Genomic DNA, 19626 nt, shown 5'->3' with positions numbered 1-19626 from the left:
TCGAACTTCGCCGGCTCCCTGTGAGCCGGTTTCTTGAGCTTGAGGAGGAAGCGGTAAGGATTTCAGAGGAGATGAACCGTGGCTGATAGCTTTCAGTTAAAGGCAATCATTACAGCCGTCGATCAGCTTTCTGGCCCACTGAAGGGTATGAGCAAGAACCTGAAGGGATTCCAGAAAGAATTTTCCGGTATCATGGCAACGGCGGCAGCGGTTGGGACGGGTATTGTTACTGCCTTTGCAATCCCTATTAACCAGGCCATAGCGTTTGAATCGGTGATGGCCGACGTTAAGAAAGTGGTTGATTTTGACACGCCGCAGCAGTTTAAGCAGATGTCGGAAGACGTGTTGAACCTATCAACGAGACTACCGATGGCAGCGGAAGGCATCGGGCAGATCGTTGCCGCCGGTGGCCAGGCTGGCATCGCTAAAAACGAGCTGACGTCGTTTGCGGAATCGGCTGTAAAAATGGGCGTTGCGTTTGATCAGAGCGCCGATGAAGCTGGTCAAATGATGGCAACGTGGCGAACAGCCTTTAAGTTGACTCAACCGGCTGTGGTTTCGTTGGCTGATAAAATCAACTATCTGGGGAATACCGGCCCGGCCAGCGCGGCGAAGATTTCTGAGGTGGTGACTCGCATCGGGCCTTTGGGTGAAGTTGCTGGCGTTGCTTCGGGTGAAATCGCTGCGATGGGGGCAACGATTGCCGGTATGGGGGTAGAGTCTGAGATTGCCTCCACGGGGATCAAAAACTTTATGCTTTCTTTGACAGCAGGGAAATCGGCGACATCTTCCCAAAAGAAAGCGCTGAGCTTCCTCAAAATCGATCCCGGCAAACTGGCGCAAGACATGCAGAAGGATGCCAAAGGGGCGATGCTCAAGGTGCTTGAGTCACTATCAAAAGTACCCAAAGCAAAGCAAGCAGCCGTAATGAATTCACTGTTCGGTAAAGAGTCCCTGGCGGCTATTGCCCCATTGCTGACTAACCTTGATCTGCTGCGTTCCAACTTTAATAAAGTTGCTGATGCTCAAATCTATGGCGGTTCGATGCAGAAGGAATACGCCGCTCGTGCAGCGACGACGGCGAACAATATTCAACTGTTTAAAAATAAGATGGCGGCAGTCAGTATCACAATGGGCGATATGTTCTTACCGGCGATCAATAAGGGGTTAGACAAACTTGCACCTTTCATCGAACAGTTCCGCTCATTTGTGAAGAGTAATCCTGAGACCATTAAATCCGTGTTCAAATTTGGTGCGACGTTATTGGGAACAGCTACCACAGTTGGAGTGGTGACGAAGGCTTTCAAAATGATGGAGGCTGTCATGAAACTTTCAACGCTGGGAAAGGTAGTTTCTTTACTGGTAATCGCCGGTGGCCTGATCGTGAGTAATTGGGATACCGTAGGCCCAATTGTAAAAGCGGTCTGGCATGACATTGATGATGTTGCGAAAGCACTCGGTGGATGGGAAACCGTGTTGAAGGGCGTGGCAGCATTTACCGTTGGTGCCTGGATGGTATCAATGGTTAAAGGCATCGGCGGCGCAAATACTGAGGCAGGGAAGTTATCAAGAAATCTGAGGGGTATTGCGAACATGGGCGTGATTACCGTCACGATTGCTGTCCTGTTCGATATCATGAAACGGTTGGATAATCTTCACCAGGAAGCAGCCAAGCAAAATACCGATGTAGGTAGTCTGCTGACAAATAAAATTAAGCAGGGTGATTCTGAACGTGGATATACCGGATTTATCCCGCGACTGAAAGAACTTCTGAATATTGACGGTAGCCAAAACTCAAAAGTACCGTTAGCCAGCCCTCGACCACAAAGCGGCGAATTGAAGGTTTCATTTGAGAACGCTCCCCCAGGTATGCGAGTTGCCCCGGTTGCCGGATCGTCGCCCGGTGTTTCATATGATGTCGGCTATAGCCCATTCGCTAATCGTTAACCCACCTCGGTGGGTTTTTTTATGCCTGGAGTTTTTATGAGCTGGATAGACAGATTGCAACCGGCCTCTTTCCGGGGCGTTCCGTTTAACGTTGAAGAAGATGAAGGCACATTTGGGCGGCGTGTACAGACCCATGAATACCCAGGTCGAGATAAACCGTACACAGAGGATTTAGGGCGCGCCACCCGCCGTTTCAATGTGTCTGCATACCTGATCGGGGATGACTATTTTGAGCTTCGCGATCGGTTAATTCAGGCAGTTGAAACCCCTGGCCCCGGAACATTAGTACATCCGTTTTATGGTGAGATGGTTGTCTGCATTGATGGTGAAGTAAGGGTTAGCCACAGCAATAGCGCCGGGCGTATGTGCCAGGTCAGCTTTAACGTTGTGGAATCTGGGGAGCTGTCATTCCCTACCTCTGGTGTGGCTACTGGACAAACGCTTATTTCATCCTGCTCCGCGCTGGATGACAGCATCGGAGAGGCTTTTTCCGCCTTTGGCATGGACGGTTTGCCGGATTTCCTTCAGGGTGGGGTAATCGAAAGTGCTACGCAAATGTTTGATTATGTGACAAAAACATTCGACATGATCGATGAAGGGATCAGCGCTGCGGCTCGACTTCTGCAGGGGGATTTGTCGGTATTGCTGTCTCCCCCTTCAAGCGGGATGGATTTCGTTAACTCCCTACAACGGATGTGGCGCTCGGGTAAGCGGTTGTCGGGCGATGCGGCTGATCTGGTCACAATGATTACGACGCTCTCCGGTGTCACGTTGGGAACCGACCTAGCCCCGCGCGGCGTGTGGAAAACAGACAGTGCGACGACACAAGAGGAAGTCAGGCAGCGGAATTATGTTGCGTCAGCGATCAGGACGACGGCGATCAGTGAGGCTGCATATACCGTGACGACGCTGGCACAGCCTAGGACACCGGAGAACACAACCAGCGCTGATCAGCTAACGGTTGCCCATCCAGCGCTGGGGAATGTTACGGATGTACCTACACAACCTTCAATTGCCGGTTATGACGAACTGACGTTTGTGCGTGAATCGCTGAACGTTGCAATAGAAAAGGAGTTGCAACGGACGACGGACGATCAGTTGTTTCAGCGTTTGATAACAATCCGTACCAATGTAAATCGGGATATATCCTCTCGCCTCAGCCAGGTAGAAAAAACAGTACAGCGGACACCTATTGCCGTTATTCCTGCGCTTGTTCTGGCTGCACGTTGGTATGACAACGCTGCTCGGGAGACTGATATTACGCAACGTAATGTTATTAGCCATCCCGGCTTTGTTCCTGCGAAACCGTTGAGGGTTCCAGTCAGATGAATAATTTTGTAACACTGCGCGTTAATGGCCGCGAGTGGGGAGGCTGGACGTCAGTAAAAATCGCGGCAGGTATAGAACGGCTGGCACGGGATTTTAATGTGCAAATTACGCGCCAGTGGCCAGGTGAAACGGGCAGCGTTCCTTTGCAACCACGGGTTAAAAAGGGCGAACTGGTTGAAGTGCTGATTGGTGATGACCTGGTTATCACCGGATGGATTGAAGCGATGCCCGTTCGCTACGATGCTCAATCGGTCAGCTTCGGTATTACCGGTCGAAGCAAAACATGTGATCTGATTGATTGTGTAGCGGCTCCAACTCAATTTAGCGGGCGAACGCTGGCGCAGATCGCTAAGAAGCTTGCCGAGCCTTTTAATGTGACTGTTTTAGATGAAGGGGCACCCACTGCCCCGTTACAGGGAATACAGGCTGATCATGGTGAAACCGTCAGGGAAGTGCTTGCCAAATTGTTGGCACAGCAACAGGCGCTAGCCTATGACGATCCGAAAGGGCAGCTTGTCATTGGTGCGATAGGCTCAACCCATGCGGTTACTGCATTGGTATTTGGTGAAAACATTCTTCTTTGTGACACCGAACAGAGTATCCGAGATCGTTTCTCTGATTATCAGGTTTCTGGTCAACGGGCTGGGGGAAATGTCGATTTTGGTGAGGCCACCATTTCCGCGATTCGAGCATCAACAAAAGACGATCAGATTACCCGTTATCGCCCCTATGCAATTCAGCAAACCGGCAATGCGACAGGCGCAACCTGTAAATCGCGATGTGAGTTTGAAGCGCTACAACGCGCCGCTCGCACTGAGGAAACCACTTATACCGTTCAGGGCTGGCGGCAGGGGGATGGCAGTTTGTGGAAACCCAATCAACGCGTAATTGTTTTTGATCCCATCCTGGGTTTCAACAATCGGGAAATGGTGATAGCGGAGGTGACGTATAGCCTCGATGAAAATGGCACAACCAGCGAGATTCGCGTAGGGCCAGAGGACGCATATCTCCCCGAGCCGAATAAACCAGGCAAAAGGCCGAAGCGCAAGAAGGCCGTGGAGGACGATTTCTAATGAACATGAAAGACCTCCTTTACCGTGGACTGTCGAATCTACTTGCAAGGGCGGTAGTGCGTGGCATCGATACAGCACAGAAATGCCAAATGATCGATATCGCTGTTGTTGCCAATGAGCCAAAGAATAGCGTTGAACATCTTGAACCTTATGGTTTCACTTCTGCTGCTCATGCCGGTGCTGAAGCCATAGCAATGTTTGTCGGCGGTGATCGTTCTCATGGCGTGATTCTGACGGTTTCAGATCGGCGATACCGCCTCAAAGGCTTAGAGGGTGGTGAAGTGGCGCTCTATTCGGATGAGGGGGACAGCGTCGTACTGCGTCGAGGGAACCGCATAGAAGTGAGCACAGCGCATTTTGTTGTGAATGCGAAACAAAAAGCCACCTTCAACACCCCGCTTCTTGAAGTCCCCAACGGGGAAATAAGCGATAAGACCAGTACTGTGAGCAAAGTGCGTGAACAATATAACGTTCACGATCATAACGATACTCACGGCGGTAAAACCGGGAAACCCAATCAGGAGATGAACACGTGATCCTAATTGTTAATGGTGTTCCGCGTCAGGCCAATGCTTCGCTCGATAAGTTGACCCGAGCGGTTGTGATTTCTCTGTTTACATGGCGACGCGCTGAGCCGGATGACAACGTTGAAAACCCGATGGGATGGTGGGGGGATACCTGGCCGACGGTGCAAAACGATCGCATAGGCTCACGTTTGTATTTGTTGCGACGTACCACGCTTACCAATAGAACGCCAATTAAAGCACGGGAATACGTTTCTCAAGCCCTGCAATGGTTGACCGAAGATGGTGTTGCAGCTCGTGTTGATATCGAGGCGCAGCGAACCGGCATCGAGGTGCTGAGCATTGGGGTGACTATCTGGCAGCGTGATGGCACACGCCATAACATAACTTTTGATGATTTTTGGAGTGCTCTCAATGGCTGACAGTAATTTCAGCAGGCCCACGTTGCCGCAGTTGATAGCGAACATTCGCAGCGATTTACTGACGCGGTTTGAAGATGATGTGCTTTTGCGTCGGCTTGACGCTGAGGTTTATGCGCGGGTTCAAGCGGCGGCGGTACACACTGTTTACGGTTATATCGATTACCTGGCGCGTAACATGTTGCCTGATCTGGCAGATGCTGAATGGCTTGTACGTCATGGAGCTATAAAACGCTGCCCGCGCAAATCTGAAACCCGCGCAAGTGGGTATGTTCGGTGGGAAGGGGTTCCCGATGACGTTGAAATAGCCACCGGTACAAAATTGCTACGTGATGATCAGCAATCCTACACCGTGACAACAACGACAAAATCAGGCGGAGGATTGTTGCGTGCTCCGGTTTTGGCCGACGTGGCAGGCGGCATAGGTAATGCAGACGATGGCGTCATTATCCGGCTGGAGGCTCCCATAACTAATTTGCCTTCCGCTGGCTACGCCGACTCCATATCTGGAGGAGAGGATGTCGAACCGCTGGAGACTTGGCGCGCTCGAATTATGGAGAGATGGTTTTACACGCCTCAGGGTGGTGCAGATCATGATTATGTCATCTGGGCAAAAGAAGTGCCTGGTGTAAGTCGCGCCTGGACGTTTAGGCATTATCTGGGAGTCGGAACTGTTGGCGTGATGTTGGCAACTAATGATCCTATACATCCGGCCCCATCGCCACAGGTTGTCGAAGCCACAAGGCAACACATCTTACCATTGGCCCCTGTCGCGGGCGCAGGTCTTTTCACCTTTTCCGCTACGGAGAAAATCATACCCATGACGATCGCCCTAGCGAATGATAATCCTGAGACGCGGGCAGCGGTAACAGCTGAACTGAACTCGCTTTTCCTTCGTGATGGCATTCCTTCCGGGACACTCCATTTATCCCGAATAAGCGAGGCTATTAGTATTGCTGCAGGAGAGTATGCTCATCGACTTGTTTCACCAACTGAAAACATTGTGTTGGGTAACACAGAATTGCCGGTGCTGGGCGCAATCACCTGGGCAAGCTATTAAGGAGGTGTTATGGCACTGGAAGACGACTATACGAACCTGCTTTATAATTTGCTTCCTTTAGGCCCTGCATGGGAAGGTGATAACGCATTATTAAGAGGGCTTGCCCCATCTCTTGCATCAGTACATAAACGCGGTGATGACCTGATGCAGGAGATTAACCCGGCTCAAACAGTGGAGCTAATTGACCGCTATGAGCGGCTATGTGGTCTTCCAGACTCTTGCTCACCACCGGGAACACAAACATTATTGCAGCGCCAGCAGCGGTTGGATGCGAAAATTAACGTTGCTGGTGGTATCAATGAGCAATTCTATCGGAACCAGCTCGATGCGTTAGGATATTCATCAGTAACTATAGAGCAGTACCAAAACCTTAATGAAAGCCCTAATCCCGAGTGGGGCGATAAATGGCGCTATTACTGGCGGGTGACTATTCCAGCAGATTCCAGCATTGCCTGGCAGACATGCACCAGTAGTTGTAATTCTGCAATTAGAACGTGGGGTGACACCGTCGCGGAATGTGTGATTGAAAAGTTAGCTCCATCTCACACTGTTGTTATTTTTTCTTATCCTGAGTCTGACGGAGAATAAAATGCATCGCATTGACACACCTACTGCCCAAGTAGATAAATTTGGGCAGGGGAAAAATGGTTTTACTAATGGGGATCGCACGACAGGACGACGTGCGACAGAATTAAACAGCGACATGTGGGATGCCGTGCAGGAAGAAATAGCAAATGCTATTGAGGGTGCGGGCATGCTCCTAGATAAAAGCAAACACAATCAACTTTATTTGGCAATTAAAAAACTGTTGTCAGAAAGTGGTGCTAATTATTTGCTTAAACAAAGTAACCTCTCTGATTTGATAAATAAGTCAGAAGCTAGAAAGAATATTGATGTGTACAGTAAAGGCGAGGGTGATAGTCGGTTTTTAATAAAGGCAAACAACTTATCTGACTTGTCGAATAAAGGTGACTCAAGGTTCAATCTTGATGTTTACAGTAAAGGAGAAACTCAGCAACAGGCTGCGAACATCGCGCAAGAAAAAGCCAATTCGGCAGAAAACAATGCGAAGAAATGGGCGAATGACAACTGCTATAATCAATATAATCAACCGCCAGCACAATCAAGTTTTACTCTGGAGTCATGGTATTGGGCTGACGTAAATAACCGCACAAATAGAATAATGCAGGGTGGGACAGTATACAGAACGGCTGACGTTATGACTGTGACATTTCCTATAGCATTTCCGCTTGGATGTGTTTCTGTTCTAGTAACGCAAACTGCACAGATGGGAGTGTCATCTCAAAACATCATCGTTCAAAATGTCACAAAAACAAGTTTCGATCTAGTAATGCGCTCAAGCGAAACGCAATGTTATTGGATGGCAGTAGGAGCATAATAATGATATTTTTCAGTGAAAAGACAATGGGTTTTTATCCAACTTCTGTTATATCAAAAGAACGGTACGAGGTTAATAACAGTTGGCCTGATGATGCCATAGAGATATCTCATGCCGATTATGAGAAATATATTGCTGTGCCTCCTGTCGGGATGATGCTAGGTTCTGAAAGTGGTGGGCCGGCCTGGGTAAGTCAAACCCCACCTGATAAAAATACATCCGTTCAGATTGCAACTATAAAGAAGAATCAATTAATGGCCGATGCAGGAGAAAGGATCTCTCTGCTAGAAAGAGCTGTAAGGTTAAGCATGGCGACTGAAACTGAAAAAGTACAGTTAGAAGATTGGGAGCGCTATAGCGTTATTTTAAATCGTGTAAATCCATCGGACGCTCCGGAAATCACATGGCCTGAATTGCCTAATTAAATTTAGCCCTTTTGGGGGCTAAATTTCAATATGCTGTAGTTCAATTCGAGTTGTGTGTTTTAGATCTTGTTTTATTAATCAGTATCATACCGAACTTGTGAGTAATAAAAGACAGAGGGATTAAAATGGCAAGTGACACAGCTAGCTGATTTGTTATTCCAGTAATTCCGAGTATTCTTTTTAATGGTTCATTGATAAAAGAAAAGTGCAACATATAGAATTCATAGCTTATAAGGCTAAAAAATGTAATTGATTTTGCAATGTAATAAGGGGTGAGTTTTTGCATTTTATAAAATAAAGCCAGCATCATTAATGCAATTACTCCAGATGTTAAATCCTTTATCCATTTTCCATGAATATTTATTGGTGAGTAGTTGATGGCAATTCCGATAATCAATAGTATCAACAAATATGATGACTTAATGTTTAATGCTTTTTCATACGAGTTGTTAACTGTTAGATAAACGCCTATGAAAAAACCAGAAAAAACAGAAGGGAAGTCAGCCAGGGTGTTGAAACCCAGGCCAAGCAAAGTTGATAATGCTATAAGTATCAGGAGGTAAAGCCATGAGTGTTTGTTTTTAAATAACGTGACTTGCATTGGAATGGTGACATACATGATAAGTATGGCCGTGATAAACCACAATCCATAGCCTATACCTGCATTATTTTGCACGTTGAATAACTCAAAGAACAAACTCAGCCCTAAGGAGTGTAGTAGTATATGAGTTGAATCATATCCCCAAGGGTTGTTGATTCTACTAATTGCAAAAGTGATACCCAGACAAATAAGTAAAGGTATATATATTCTCACAAACCGCCTGCTCAAGTAATCACCAGCGCTTTTTAAAACTGAAGGAGTAATTAGCACGGCACTCACAATAGCAAGTAAAGCCATTGGTACAGATGGAGAAAATAGGAAAAGCATTTTAGATATGTATGATTCTGGAAGCTGTTCCGAATAAATATGTGCAAGGAACACAGTAATAATTGAAAGTGCTCTAGCCATGTCCAAGTAAAACAATCTGTCTTTCACTCAATTACCCTGTTATCTGTCATTCATTAAAATAGGTGTTTTAGCATGATAAAACTAGCCGGGAAATTTCGCAACCCGGAAGGCATCGCCGTTCCTGGGGCAAAGATAATAATTTTAGCAAAACGAACAACGGCTGATACGTTTCGTGAGTTGCATGTAAGCCAAGAAACCGGGCCTTATGGTGAATATTCATTTGAGCTTGTACCTGGCTACTACCGTGTCACCGTGCTTTACCCGGAAGCAAACCGGACAACCGTGATAGGAGACATGGAGCTTGAGGCGAATAGCCCGCCAGGCTCACTTAATGATTACGTCCGCTTTGCTGACCCTGTTCTTGCTGATCCTACAGTCTACGCAGAGATGAAGCGCTGGTACGGGATTACGTCCAGTAACAGCTCTGAAGCAATAGGGGCGGCAACGACAGCTGTAGAAGCAAAAGACCAGGCAAAAGAGGCCAGCATATCTGCGAAAGAATATGCGGTTATATCTGGCGAAAACAAAGAGCAAGCAGTGGTTAGCTCAGAAGAGGCTAAAGGGGCTTCGGAAAGTGCAAAATCAGACGCTGATAGAGCAAAAACTTATGCTGAAAATGCCCAGAACATCGCAGACGCCAATACCTACTATATTACAGAAGATGACCCAGACGGCACGATTGCAGGATTAGCGGGAACATCAGAAGGAAAATCATTCCGAGTTGCCCAGGGAGTGGGGGCCGATGCTTCATTCATTTATTACCGAAAAACTAATGGTCAAGCTATAGCCATAGCTGATGCTCCAGGTAAAGCAATAACTGATATAATAAAAAAATCCGCAGGAAAACCATTCATGCGGTGGCGTGATAAGCTGGGTATGGTTGCCGCATATTGGTCTGCAGATAATGACGGCGGGGTTGGTTTTGTCAGCAAATTAGTTGAATTTAGTAGAAATGGATTTTTCTCTGAAAACACAGAAGTATCAGACAATGTCATTAAAAATAAAGATTTCTCTGTAGTTAAAAGCGATGATGGTAGTTTTAAGATAAAAGATAGGCTTGGTCTTACCCTTCTTAAAGCGAAAGCCGGTAACCTTTACCTCCCGAAAATCAGTGCGATATTGAACTCTGCAACAAATTTAAGTTACGGGAGCATAAAAATATCGATTGGAACCGGTGGCGATATTCTTGCACTTCGTGATAGCCGTGGCGTGGTGGGGCTTCGTGTTGATAAAAACTGCGTGCTGCATGCGAAAATTGCAGGGTATGACGGAAGTTCATCCGCAAGAAAAATGTCTGAGGATTCTATTATATCTCTGGTACAGTCATTTGCGGATTCGGCAAAAACCAATTTTGGTCGCAGAATTTTTAATAACGTTCCGGCGCTGGGTAATCCAAATAAAACCAAGAAGAAAGTGCAGTTTTGGATTGTCTACGGCCAATCGTTCTCAGTAGGTGCGCAAAGCGGCGTCGCCTTATCACTTACTCAATCGTTAGGTAATGTGATGCTTGGCGATTCGCCGCGCGGTATGAAGTTCTCCACCAATACAACTTATGAATATGCGCCGCTTGGTGGTGCAAATATCTTTAGGCCGCTGGTTGAGGTCATGCAGGATAACGCAGGAAACATCGTGGCCAACACGTCTGGCGGATATGGAGAGACTATTTCTTCGTCCTTTGCCAATAATTTGAAGGCCTATCACAACCAAAGCATGGGTGTGGAAAATGATGAGGACTTTATCATCGGCGTCGCCTGCTGCGGCGTTTCCGGCCGAACCATCGAACAACTGAAGAAGGGCGCGACACCAGAGATATACAACCGTGTGGAGACCGCCCTGGATGGCATTGCAGAAGCCGCAGCTGCTGCTGGCTACGATTGGGAAATTGGCGGCATTATCTACATGCAGGGTGAGAATGATAATGGTCAGTCGTTTGAATTCTATTATCCTCGCTTGCAGTCAATGCATGATACTCTGATTGCGTCATGTATGGATAAAAGCGGGCAAGCCCGAAAGCCGCTGTTTATGCTTAATCAACTCGGGAATAACTATGTTCGCGGGATGGGTGTACCTTCCGCGCAAATAGAATTGGCGCTAAAAAATGATAATGTCGTGCTGGTCGGATCGTATCAGGGATTATCGAATCCAGGCGCGCATTTATCGGCTAACTCATATCGAATTATTGGCGCTATGTTTGCTCGGGATGCATTCCGTCACATGTCGGGATATGGCTCATATCCATTTAAGTGTGAGAAGGGTGTATATCATGATGATGCTATTTATCTTGGTATGACACCTCATATCAGCCCGCTGAAGTTCAACAAAGTATTCAGCGGGTGGAACTATGTTGAGCATTCAGATAAGGGAATCTCTGTCGCTGATTCATCAGGTGCACTTAGCTCTGATAACTTGACGGTTACCGCTGTTTCGCCAACGGTAATTAAGATTTTGTGCTCCAGAAAGTTAACTGGAAAAGTTACCGTGACTTTAGGTGATAGCGCTCATGGCGGAACGCACAATATATGCGATAGTGGGAGTGAAGTTGCTTACAACAAGTGGGAGTATGGGATGCCTAACCAATATCCGCAAGAGAATATCCCAGAGTTGGTAAATAAAAATTATTCGCTGGCGACATTTGCAGCTATCCAAACAATTGAATGTAGCGAGGTCTAATACATGGCTATTGATTTAGTTATGGGTGATTCTATTTTTTCTACCGGAGTTTCCATAGATGTTCCTGTTAGCGAGGGTTTGGTGTCATTTGGCCTTGGCGGCGATATGCTGGGCATTAACTTGGTAGAAGGTGGCGTGCAGCCAACAATTGTCGGAAACCCAATCCGCATAGATGCGAAATCCTCAAAATTGGGAAGGTTTGGCTATCTCGACCTTAATATTAATGAAACGGAGAATTTCACATATATTAGTGTAAATAAAATTTGGACTCCTACAGGGCTTAGCGCCTGCAATCTAATCGGTACATTCCAGACCACATCGGCAGCCGGTGTTACTGTCGCAGGCTCTGGACTGATCATGGAGCAGAATGGCTACCGCACAGCTGTCGCATCTGTTTATGATGGCACGCCGACAGGAGCGACAGTTATATCTGATAACGTCTCCATTTCAAATGGCACTAGCCCGCCGCCAGCGACGGAGGATACGGCAACATGGCGATTCCTTGCCGCTATTTATGACGGGAATGGGGATTTTGGCTCTGGGGAGACTGCGAGTAAACGTCGGTACATCATCGATAAGACAGTTGGCATCACCCTGAACCGTCGCAACGCGGATCTAACTATGATTCGTGATTTGCGAGGCAAGGATACGATCCGTGTGGGTAATATGGGTAGCCGGTTAACTCAAAGCAGCACCACGATCATGGGCGCATATGCTGTCTACAACCGCGCTCTAACTGCCGCAGAATTCGATTTGATGTACAAGCGAATGCAAGAAATCGCTGCGGCGAATGGCTGGAATGCGATCTAAGCAACCATTGTAGCCGGGGGAACCCGGCTATTTGTACAGCGTGGCAAAGTCGAAGGCGAGCGCCGCATCAACGGCTTTGCCCTGGTTCTCGAATGGCGTTTCTGAGACGAGCGGCCAGCGCCCTTTATGCCACACATAAAGCCAGTGCTGGCCTTCTTCATCTTCGCGGATTGCGAAAAAAGGTGGGCTGTTCTGCTGTGGCTCTGGGTATCTGTCATTCTCATTGAGAACGAAAATCTGTCGCCCGGCGAGGGTAATGCTACCCATAGATGTCACTCATCAGCCATTGTTCTGACTCTTCAAACATATCTTCAAGAAGCCGATTTAACTTTTCTCTGTCGCTTTTGTTAGCGTCGCTAATGAGTCCGTTCGTTTGCATCGGCTTTACTTTCACCTCTGCATCAGGGAACACCCGATGTACCCGCCTTGTCAGTTCTGCTTTGATTATCTCTGCCGCGTCAGGCAAACCTTTAACATTACGTTGGTCAAAAATCAGCTCTACGAACATTGGCACCTTCGAATGACTGTATGCATATACAGTAATGTTGTTCGATGAACTCGTGTACGTCAAGCAATAACCGGTTTCGTGAGGTGAATTGAAGAAAATGATGCGTACAAAATTGCGTACCACATGAATTTTTTTAAAATAAAAAATCAATAATATCAGCAGATTAAATTAATTGTTTTGTAATCGTGAATATAAAATGTGGCCGTTGCCTTGCTGCTCAAAATCGCGTCTCTTCAGTGGCGGATACAAGATGCCCCTATTGTAACGGCGTGGGGAGCGATGCCAAGCGGCGGTTAGCGAAATGCGCGCAATTACGCACGGCGATAATAATCCAGCCGTTGATGAAAGTAGGGGAGCAGGTGGTCGGGGATCTGTTGTTCCGTTTCCGCCTGGGTCGAGGCGATGCCGTAGCGCTCGTTGTAGATCACGCTGATGGCCAGCAAATCGGTTTCTATTTTTTCGCGTTGTGCCTGCGGTAAGCTATCCAGCTTTCGAGCCATCGTTATCTCCCTGTTAACCTTAGGGCATAATAGGATCGTTAGCGGGTCTTGTCCCTACCCATTCCGGGGGGCGGTGGACGCCTGGGCGCCTTGCTGCGAGCAGGGGGCCAGGCTGTGGCGCGCGGCGAACTCGCTCTGCGGCTGGTGTGCATTGAGGCGATCCGCCCGGTTATACAGCGAACAGGCGCCGCCGATGACCGCCACCCAAAACAGGGTGCACAGCAGCAAAACCCCCAACCAGGCTTTTTGGTTATAGGTCATAAGTCCTCCACGGACGAGAAGAGAAATAACATTGACCGTTAAATTAAATCAGGGGCTACATCAATGGTATTTAAACAGTAGGGATTAATCGCAATGCGTGCCCGACTCTTTTGTTACGAAATCCATGATGGATGTTTCAAAAGATTCCTTAAGATAATATTAAGAAAATTGAGTAGGGGCGCCGTAATTCTATTTAATATTTGTTTAATTATCCGCAGATACAATCTTCCACATTCAATGCCAATGTGGGTGACAATTATGAAAACGCTACTGTTGACCGGCGCTACCGGCTTTCTCGGTGGTGCAGTTCTCGAAAAATTATTGATTGAAAATCAGTCTATTAATTATCTTTTGCTGGTGCGCGCCGATGATGCGCAGCAAGGGCTGGCCCGTATTCGCACGAATATGGAAAAGTTTAATATCGATGCGAACCTGCTGTCTAAAATTACGATAGAAAATATATTGTTGGGCGACTTTTCCGAGCCGGCCGACTTTTTAACTGACGCACGTATTAACAATGTCACGCACGTTATTAACTGTGCGGCCGTTGCTTCATTTGGTAATAACCCGCTCATTTGGAAGGTAAACGTAGAAGGCACTCTGGCCTTTGCCGAAAGAATGGCGCAGGTGCCGGGATTAAAACGTTTCCTGCACGTCGGTACCGCCATGTCTTGTTCGCCGGAGCCGGGTTCGCTGGTGGCGGAGAGCGGCGAGTTTGAGGAAGACGCCGAGCACCTGGTGGAATATACGCGTTCCAAATCCACCATCGAACAGCTGATGCGCCAACGCTGCCCGCAAATGCCGCTGACCATCGCTCGTCCGTCGATCGTGGTGGGGCACACCCGCCTGGGCTGCCAGCCTTCCAGCAGCATTTTCTGGGTGTTCGGCATGGCGCTGATGCTGCGCAAATTCATGTGCTCGCTGCAGGACAATATCGACGTGATCCCGGCGGACTACTGCGCGGATGCGCTGGTGATGCTGATGAACAGCGAAACGCTGGAGAACGACGTGTATCACATCTCCGCCGGCGTGGAGAGCAGCGTCAGCTTTGCCGAAATCGACAACGCCATGGCGGCCGCGCTGGAAAAAGCGCCGGTGGGCGATGAGTATGCGCAGGTGACGTATGACGCGCTGGTGAAAATGCGCCGCCAGCTGAAAGACATTTTCGGCCCGTGCAACGAGCGGCTGATGCTGAAAGCGATGCGCCTGTACGGATCGTTCGCCATGCTCAACGTGCGCTTCAGCAACGAGAAGATCCTCAAGCTGGGCATGCCGAAGCCGCCGCGCTTCACCGACTACATCGCCGGCTGCGTACAGTCGACCCGCGGGCTGTCTATCCAGCAGCAGATGGTGGTGGACTTCAAATAACCGCCGGGCGCAGCGGGCGCCCGAGGTTGTTCCGCTACCAGGACGAAGAGGACCAGAAGACGCGGCCGAGCACCACCAGTTGCTCTTTGCGCTGCTGATAGCTGAGGTGTTCGTCCTGGTACTCTTCCCGGTTGAGGGAGCGGATGATGACGCCGCCGTCCGGCTGCTCGATCAGCACCTTCACCCGCAGCAAATTGCCGTGGCGGATGGCGTAGGTCTTGCCTTCCCGGATGCGCGTGTCGTCGGTGTTGATGCCGACCACGTCGCCGTCCTGCAGGCGCGGCTCCATGCTGGAGCCGGAGATGCGAATAATACGCGCGGCGTTGACCGCCACCCCCATCTTGTGCAGGTAGTAACGGCGGAAGATCAGCGAAAACTCCTCGCGATCGACGATTTCGTAGCAGCCGTCGCCGGCGGAAAAATCAATATCCAGCAGCGGGATCTCCACAAACTCTTCCTTGTCCTGTTCGGTATCTTCCCATACCACCGGTTTCAAACGGGCGGGCTGGAAGTCCGACTCCGCCGCCACGTTGTCAAACGGGCGCACCAGCTGCTTTTCGTGAAACACGTCGAACCAGCCCTTGGGCAAATTCAGCCTGGCCTCGATCCGCCTGGCCAGATTGTCGCCAAGATTGCGGGAGGATTTTTCCCCGATGATTTGGCTCAGCGTCGGCGCGGAAGACTCAACCAGCGTGGCGAACTCATTCTGGTTGACGCCTTGCCGGGCGTAGCGGGCCATCAATTCGCGCAGATTGTTGCGCCTGATTTCTTTAGTTTCCATTGTTCGATGATCGCACTCTTTAGCAAAAAGGTAAATAACGGTTTTGCTAAAAAACACTTGCGCATAATTTAGCAATTAGCTAAAACAAAAAGGGTGGGCCAAAGGTTCACCTGTGCGGAGTGGCCTGTCATGATGAGAGGCCGCTCAGTGAAATCAAACGAGAGAGGGACTTTACGATGTACAAGATTGATTACAATAGCTACCGATCGGTCGCCAGCTTCGGCCACCGCGTGCGCTTTCTGGTGCTGCACTACACGGCGCAAAACTTTGCCGACTCGGTGAAGTCGTTGACCGGAAAATCGGTCAGCGCGCACTATCTGGTGCCGGATCCGGCCGAGGCCACCTATCAGGCTGCCGGCTTCAGCGGCGTGCGCATTTTCAACCTGGTGGACGAGAACGAGCGCGCCTGGCATGCCGGCACCAGCCAGTGGGGCACCCGCAGCAATATCAACGACACCTCGATCGGCATCGAGATCGTCAACCTGGCGAGCGGCGACGGTGAAAACATCACCTTCCCGCCGTTTAACCCGCAGCAGATCGAGGCGGTCACCCAGCTGGCGCAAAACATCCTGCAGCGTTACCCGGACATCTCGCCGGTGAACGTGGTGGCGCACTCCGACATCGCCCCGGGCCGCAAGAGCGATCCGGGCCCGCAGTTCCCGTGGCAGCAGCTGTATCAGGCCGGCGTCGGTGCCTGGTATGACGAGGCGACCAAGCAGCAGCGCCAGCAGGAATACTGCCGCCAGGGGCTGCCGGCGCAGGCCGAGCTGCTGAAGCTGTTCGCCCAATACGGCTACGACACCTCGGCGGCCAATACCGCAGAAGGCTATCGCCAGCTGGTGCGCGCGTTCCAACTGCATTTCCGCCAGCAGAAGTATGATGGCGTGATGGATGTCGAAACCGCCGCCGTTCTGCGCGCGCTGGTCGACAAGTACGTCGCCTGAGCCTGATCGCGAATGGGGGACGCCTCATTCGCCTTTTCCTTGCCGGGCTTCCTCCGCTAAAATAGCGGCCTGGCTGGTCTTTATCGGAGGCATCGTGCGCCTCGATCGAAAAATCTCTTCCCTTGAATTGCTGACCTACCGCCACTATCGCATCGTCCACGGCGTGCGCATTGGGCTGGCGTTTATCCTGACCTTTCTGCTGATCCGCCTGCTGGCGGTGCCCGAAGGCACCTGGCCGCTGATCACCCTGGTGGTGGTGATGGGGCCGATCTCGTTTTGGGGCAACGTGCTGCAGCGGGCGCTGCAACGCATTGCCGGCACGGTGTTCGGCGCCGCGTCCGGCCTGATCGCCCTGTATCTGGAACTCTATTCGCTGCCGCTGATGCTGGCTTGGTGCGGCGTGGTGATGTTCGTCTGCGGCTACCTGACGCTGGGCAAACGGCCGTATATGGCGCTGCTGGTGGGGATCACGCTGGCGGTGGTGTGCGGCGCTGGCGCCGGCGACATGCATACCGCGCTGTGGCGCAGCGGCGACGTGATCTTCGGCTCGCTGCTGGCGCTGCTGTTCACCAGCATCTACCCACAGCGCGCCTATATTCTGTGGCGCATGCAGATGGCGGACTGCCTGCAAACCGCCGCCCGCCTCTACGGCGCATATTTTTCACCGAACGTCATTGAGCGGCCGCGGCTGGAGCCGCAGCTCAAGGACCTGCTGAATCAGGTGGTGAAGCTGCGCAGCCTGATCGTGCCCGCCAGCAAGGAAACCCGCATCCCCAAAGCGGTGTTCGAGGCGGTGCAAACCCTCAGCCGCAATCTGGTGTGCACGCTGGAGCTGATGGCCGACGCCTACTGGGCCTCGCGTGAAACGCACTTCATCATGTTGAACGCCCGCACGCTGCGCAGCACCCAGCTGCTGACGCTGAGCTCGCTGGAATCGCTGGCGGTGCTGATGCGCGAAGGGCCCCAGGCGCATCGGCAGGCGGCGGTGGGGCAGCTGGCGGAGATCGCCGGCGAGCTGAAAACGCTGATGCAAGAGGTCAGCCTCGGCCAGCACGGCGAAGCGCCGATTTACGGCTATGTCTGGCTCAGCATGGAGCTGGCGCAGCAGCTGGAAGAGCTGGGGGATCTGCTCCAGGTCTGCACCGCCGCCGGGCGCGAATAAGGGGTCAGATCATGAAGGCGGCGCTTTGGGTTTTGGCCGCCGGGGCAAAGTGGGTAAGATAAGGCAATCACTGTTGTGCCGGACCGCCACAAACCTGTATCTTGGTGCCATGTGGCCGTAAGCAAATGAATCTGTGTATTACTAAAGCAAGGGTATAAAGATGGATAATGCAAATAAGCCGAGTTTCCAGGACGTGCTGGAGTTTGTGCGTATGTTCCGCCGCAAAAACAAACTGCAACGCGAGATCGTCGACAACGAAAAGAAAATTCGTGATAACCAGAAGCGCGTGCTGCTGCTCGACAACCTGAGTGAGTACATCAAGCCCGGCATGAGCATTGAAGACATTCAGGGCATCATCGCCAACATGCGCAGCGACTACGAAGATCGCGTTGATGACTACATCATCAAAAATGCCGATCTGTCCAAAGAACGCCGCGAGCTGTCCAAAAAGCTGAAAGCGATGGGCGAAGTGAAGTAACCCGCTTTAGCGGGCCGAGCGTCCTGCCTGGCCCGCATCTTTATCCCGCCTGATTTTCCGTTCTTGCCGACACTGCCGTTTCCGTTGGGGCGTTCCCCGGCGGCCGAAGGCGCCTCCCCATCCTGCAGGATCTGCAGGTGACCGCCGGGGAACGCTGGTTACTGCTCCGCGCCGTACATGTCGAAGTCGAAATACCTGTCGTTGATTTTCTTGTAAGTGCCGTTGGCGCGGATCGCCTGCAGCGCGGCGTTGAAGGCGTTCAGCAGCGCGGTATCGTCTTTGCGCACCCCGATGCCGTCGCCGACGCCGAAGTATTTGCTGTCGGTCAGCTCGGCGCCGATAAAGGCGAAATCTTTGCCGCCGGGCGTTTTGAAGAACTCGCTGGCGCTGACGCTGGCCAGCAGCGACGCATCCAGCCGGCCGTTGGCCAAATCTTCGTTCACTTCCTGTTGGCTTTGGTAAGCCACCACGTTAACGCCGGCCGGGCGCCACAGCGCGTTGGCGTAGGCCTCCTGGCTGGAGCCTTGCTGCACGCCGACCGATTTGCCTTTCAGGGAGGCGACGGTAGGCTGCAGGTTGCTGCCCTTATGCGCCACCAGCCGCGCCGGGGCGTTGGAGACCTTGCTGGAGAAGGCGATCTGCTGCCGGCGCTGCGGCGTGATGGTCATCGACGAGGCGATGGCGTCGAACTTCTTCGCCTGCAGGCCGGGGATCATGCCGTCCCAGCTGCTTTCTACCCACACGCATTTGGCCTGCATCTGGTCGCACAGCGCCTGGGCGATATCGACGCCGAAGCCGGTCAGCTTGCCCTGCGGGGTTTTATATTCCAGCGGTGGAAAGGTGGGATCGATGCCCAGCTTGATCACTTTGCCGCTGAATTCACCGCTCAGCGCGGGAAAGCTCGCGGCCAGCGGCAGCAACAACAACAGCCCTTTGATGGTTTTCATGTCATTTCCTCA

General features: G+C 50.7%; 22 protein-coding genes. 15 read left to right on the top strand and 7 right to left on the bottom strand.

What is annotated here, in order from left to right:
- Positions 1 to 78 precede the first annotated feature (78 nt).
- From V8N38_RS16775 to V8N38_RS16735, 9 genes are read left to right on the top strand one after another with little or no spacing between them, the layout of a single operon-like run.
- Complete coding sequence (locus V8N38_RS16775) at positions 79 to 1947, top strand: phage tail tape measure protein (RefSeq protein ID WP_149506031.1); 1869 nt, start codon at positions 79 to 81, stop codon at positions 1945 to 1947.
- A 36-nt stretch (positions 1948 to 1983) separates the two neighbouring features.
- Entirely contained in the window at positions 1984 to 3276 is a 1293-nt protein-coding gene (locus V8N38_RS16770; protein ID WP_149506032.1) for a DNA circularization protein, read from the top strand.
- The gene (locus tag V8N38_RS16765) at positions 3273 to 4349 is read left to right on the top strand and encodes a phage baseplate assembly protein (RefSeq protein ID WP_149506033.1); all 1077 of its coding nucleotides are present in this window, start codon (positions 3273 to 3275) and stop codon (positions 4347 to 4349) included. Before V8N38_RS16770 ends, V8N38_RS16765 begins: the two co-directional genes overlap by 4 nt.
- Positions 4349 to 4885 carry a phage baseplate assembly protein V gene (locus V8N38_RS16760; RefSeq protein WP_149506034.1) on the top strand — a complete coding sequence of 179 codons (537 nt, stop codon included), beginning with the start codon at positions 4349 to 4351 and terminating at the stop codon, positions 4883 to 4885. The genes V8N38_RS16765 and V8N38_RS16760 overlap by 1 nt, the downstream gene beginning before the upstream one ends.
- Positions 4882 to 5295, top strand: a complete 414-nt coding sequence (locus V8N38_RS16755) for a phage GP46 family protein (RefSeq protein WP_149506035.1) — start codon at positions 4882 to 4884, stop codon at positions 5293 to 5295. Before V8N38_RS16760 ends, V8N38_RS16755 begins: the two co-directional genes overlap by 4 nt.
- The gene (locus V8N38_RS16750) at positions 5288 to 6352 is read left to right on the top strand and encodes a baseplate J/gp47 family protein (protein ID WP_046687471.1); all 1065 of its coding nucleotides are present in this window, start codon (positions 5288 to 5290) and stop codon (positions 6350 to 6352) included. The genes V8N38_RS16755 and V8N38_RS16750 overlap by 8 nt, the downstream gene beginning before the upstream one ends.
- A 9-nt stretch (positions 6353 to 6361) precedes the next feature.
- Positions 6362 to 6940 (top strand): YmfQ family protein, encoded by a 579-nt coding sequence (locus V8N38_RS16745; protein WP_072055837.1) that lies wholly within the window; start codon positions 6362 to 6364, stop codon positions 6938 to 6940.
- A gap of 1 nt (position 6941) precedes the next feature.
- Positions 6942 to 7751 carry a hypothetical protein gene (locus tag V8N38_RS26090; RefSeq protein WP_072055836.1) on the top strand — a complete coding sequence of 270 codons (810 nt, stop codon included), beginning with the start codon at positions 6942 to 6944 and terminating at the stop codon, positions 7749 to 7751.
- 2 nt (positions 7752 to 7753) lie between these two features.
- Positions 7754 to 8176: a tail fiber assembly protein gene (locus V8N38_RS16735; RefSeq protein WP_188017223.1), complete on the top strand. Its 423-nt coding sequence runs from the start codon at positions 7754 to 7756 to the stop codon at positions 8174 to 8176.
- Between the two features lie 40 nt (positions 8177 to 8216).
- Here the strand turns inward: V8N38_RS16735 and V8N38_RS16730 are convergent, their stop codons facing one another.
- Positions 8217 to 9212, bottom strand: a complete 996-nt coding sequence (locus tag V8N38_RS16730; RefSeq protein WP_144414668.1) for an acyltransferase family protein — start codon at positions 9210 to 9212, stop codon at positions 8217 to 8219.
- A 45-nt stretch (positions 9213 to 9257) separates the two neighbouring features.
- Between V8N38_RS16730 and V8N38_RS16725 the strand changes: the two genes are divergently transcribed.
- Positions 9258 to 11855 carry a sialate O-acetylesterase gene (locus V8N38_RS16725; RefSeq protein WP_084710302.1) on the top strand — a complete coding sequence of 866 codons (2598 nt, stop codon included), beginning with the start codon at positions 9258 to 9260 and terminating at the stop codon, positions 11853 to 11855.
- A 3-nt stretch (positions 11856 to 11858) separates the two neighbouring features.
- Positions 11859 to 12665, top strand: coding sequence for a hypothetical protein (locus V8N38_RS16720; RefSeq protein WP_046687467.1), 807 nt, complete (start codon positions 11859 to 11861; stop codon positions 12663 to 12665).
- A 27-nt stretch (positions 12666 to 12692) separates the two neighbouring features.
- Here the strand turns inward: V8N38_RS16720 and V8N38_RS16715 are convergent, their stop codons facing one another.
- The 4 genes from V8N38_RS16715 to V8N38_RS16700 all read right to left on the bottom strand — a co-directional run bounded on the left by V8N38_RS16715 (position 12693) and on the right by V8N38_RS16700 (position 13934).
- Positions 12693 to 12932, bottom strand: coding sequence for a hypothetical protein (locus V8N38_RS16715; protein WP_046687466.1), 240 nt, complete (start codon positions 12930 to 12932; stop codon positions 12693 to 12695).
- Positions 12925 to 13173, bottom strand: coding sequence for a DinI-like family protein (locus V8N38_RS16710; protein ID WP_046687465.1), 249 nt, complete (start codon positions 13171 to 13173; stop codon positions 12925 to 12927). The genes V8N38_RS16715 and V8N38_RS16710 overlap by 8 nt, the downstream gene beginning before the upstream one ends.
- Positions 13174 to 13484: 311 nt before the next feature.
- Positions 13485 to 13673 carry a DNA polymerase III subunit theta gene (locus V8N38_RS16705; RefSeq protein WP_049200522.1) on the bottom strand — a complete coding sequence of 63 codons (189 nt, stop codon included), beginning with the start codon at positions 13671 to 13673 and terminating at the stop codon, positions 13485 to 13487.
- Positions 13674 to 13727: 54 nt separating this feature from the next.
- Positions 13728 to 13934, bottom strand: a complete 207-nt coding sequence (locus V8N38_RS16700) for a hypothetical protein (RefSeq protein WP_038877873.1) — start codon at positions 13932 to 13934, stop codon at positions 13728 to 13730.
- Positions 13935 to 14192: 258 nt separating this feature from the next.
- Here V8N38_RS16700 and V8N38_RS16695 point away from each other — a divergent pair, with 258 nt between their 5' ends.
- The gene (locus tag V8N38_RS16695; protein WP_147840101.1) at positions 14193 to 15302 is read left to right on the top strand and encodes an SDR family oxidoreductase; all 1110 of its coding nucleotides are present in this window, start codon (positions 14193 to 14195) and stop codon (positions 15300 to 15302) included.
- Positions 15303 to 15336: 34 nt separating this feature from the next.
- On the opposite strand, the gene V8N38_RS16690 is transcribed toward V8N38_RS16695, so the two are convergent.
- Entirely contained in the window at positions 15337 to 16083 is a 747-nt protein-coding gene (locus tag V8N38_RS16690; RefSeq protein WP_019453597.1) for a helix-turn-helix transcriptional regulator, read from the bottom strand.
- A 176-nt stretch (positions 16084 to 16259) separates the two neighbouring features.
- Between V8N38_RS16690 and V8N38_RS16685 the strand changes: the two genes are divergently transcribed.
- The 3 genes from V8N38_RS16685 to tmaR all read left to right on the top strand — a co-directional run bounded on the left by V8N38_RS16685 (position 16260) and on the right by tmaR (position 18667).
- Positions 16260 to 17027, top strand: coding sequence for an N-acetylmuramoyl-L-alanine amidase (locus V8N38_RS16685; protein WP_147840102.1), 768 nt, complete (start codon positions 16260 to 16262; stop codon positions 17025 to 17027).
- Positions 17028 to 17121: 94 nt separating this feature from the next.
- Positions 17122 to 18189, top strand: a complete 1068-nt coding sequence (locus tag V8N38_RS16680) for an FUSC family protein (RefSeq protein WP_147840103.1) — start codon at positions 17122 to 17124, stop codon at positions 18187 to 18189.
- A gap of 160 nt (positions 18190 to 18349) precedes the next feature.
- A complete protein-coding gene (gene tmaR, locus V8N38_RS16675) occupies positions 18350 to 18667 on the top strand; it encodes a PTS system regulator TmaR (protein ID WP_004935612.1) in 318 nt (105 codons plus the stop codon).
- A gap of 158 nt (positions 18668 to 18825) precedes the next feature.
- On the opposite strand, the gene V8N38_RS16670 is transcribed toward tmaR, so the two are convergent.
- Positions 18826 to 19614 carry an ABC transporter substrate-binding protein gene (locus V8N38_RS16670; RefSeq protein WP_038877877.1) on the bottom strand — a complete coding sequence of 263 codons (789 nt, stop codon included), beginning with the start codon at positions 19612 to 19614 and terminating at the stop codon, positions 18826 to 18828.
- Between the last annotated feature and the right edge of the window lie 12 nt (positions 19615 to 19626).

Origin of the sequence: Serratia nevei, assembly GCF_037948395.1 — a bacterium.
Taxonomy (GTDB): domain Bacteria; phylum Pseudomonadota; class Gammaproteobacteria; order Enterobacterales; family Enterobacteriaceae; genus Serratia; species Serratia nevei.
The sequence above is the reverse complement of the archived record's forward strand: the minus strand, read 5'-3'. Positions and strand labels throughout refer to the sequence as shown.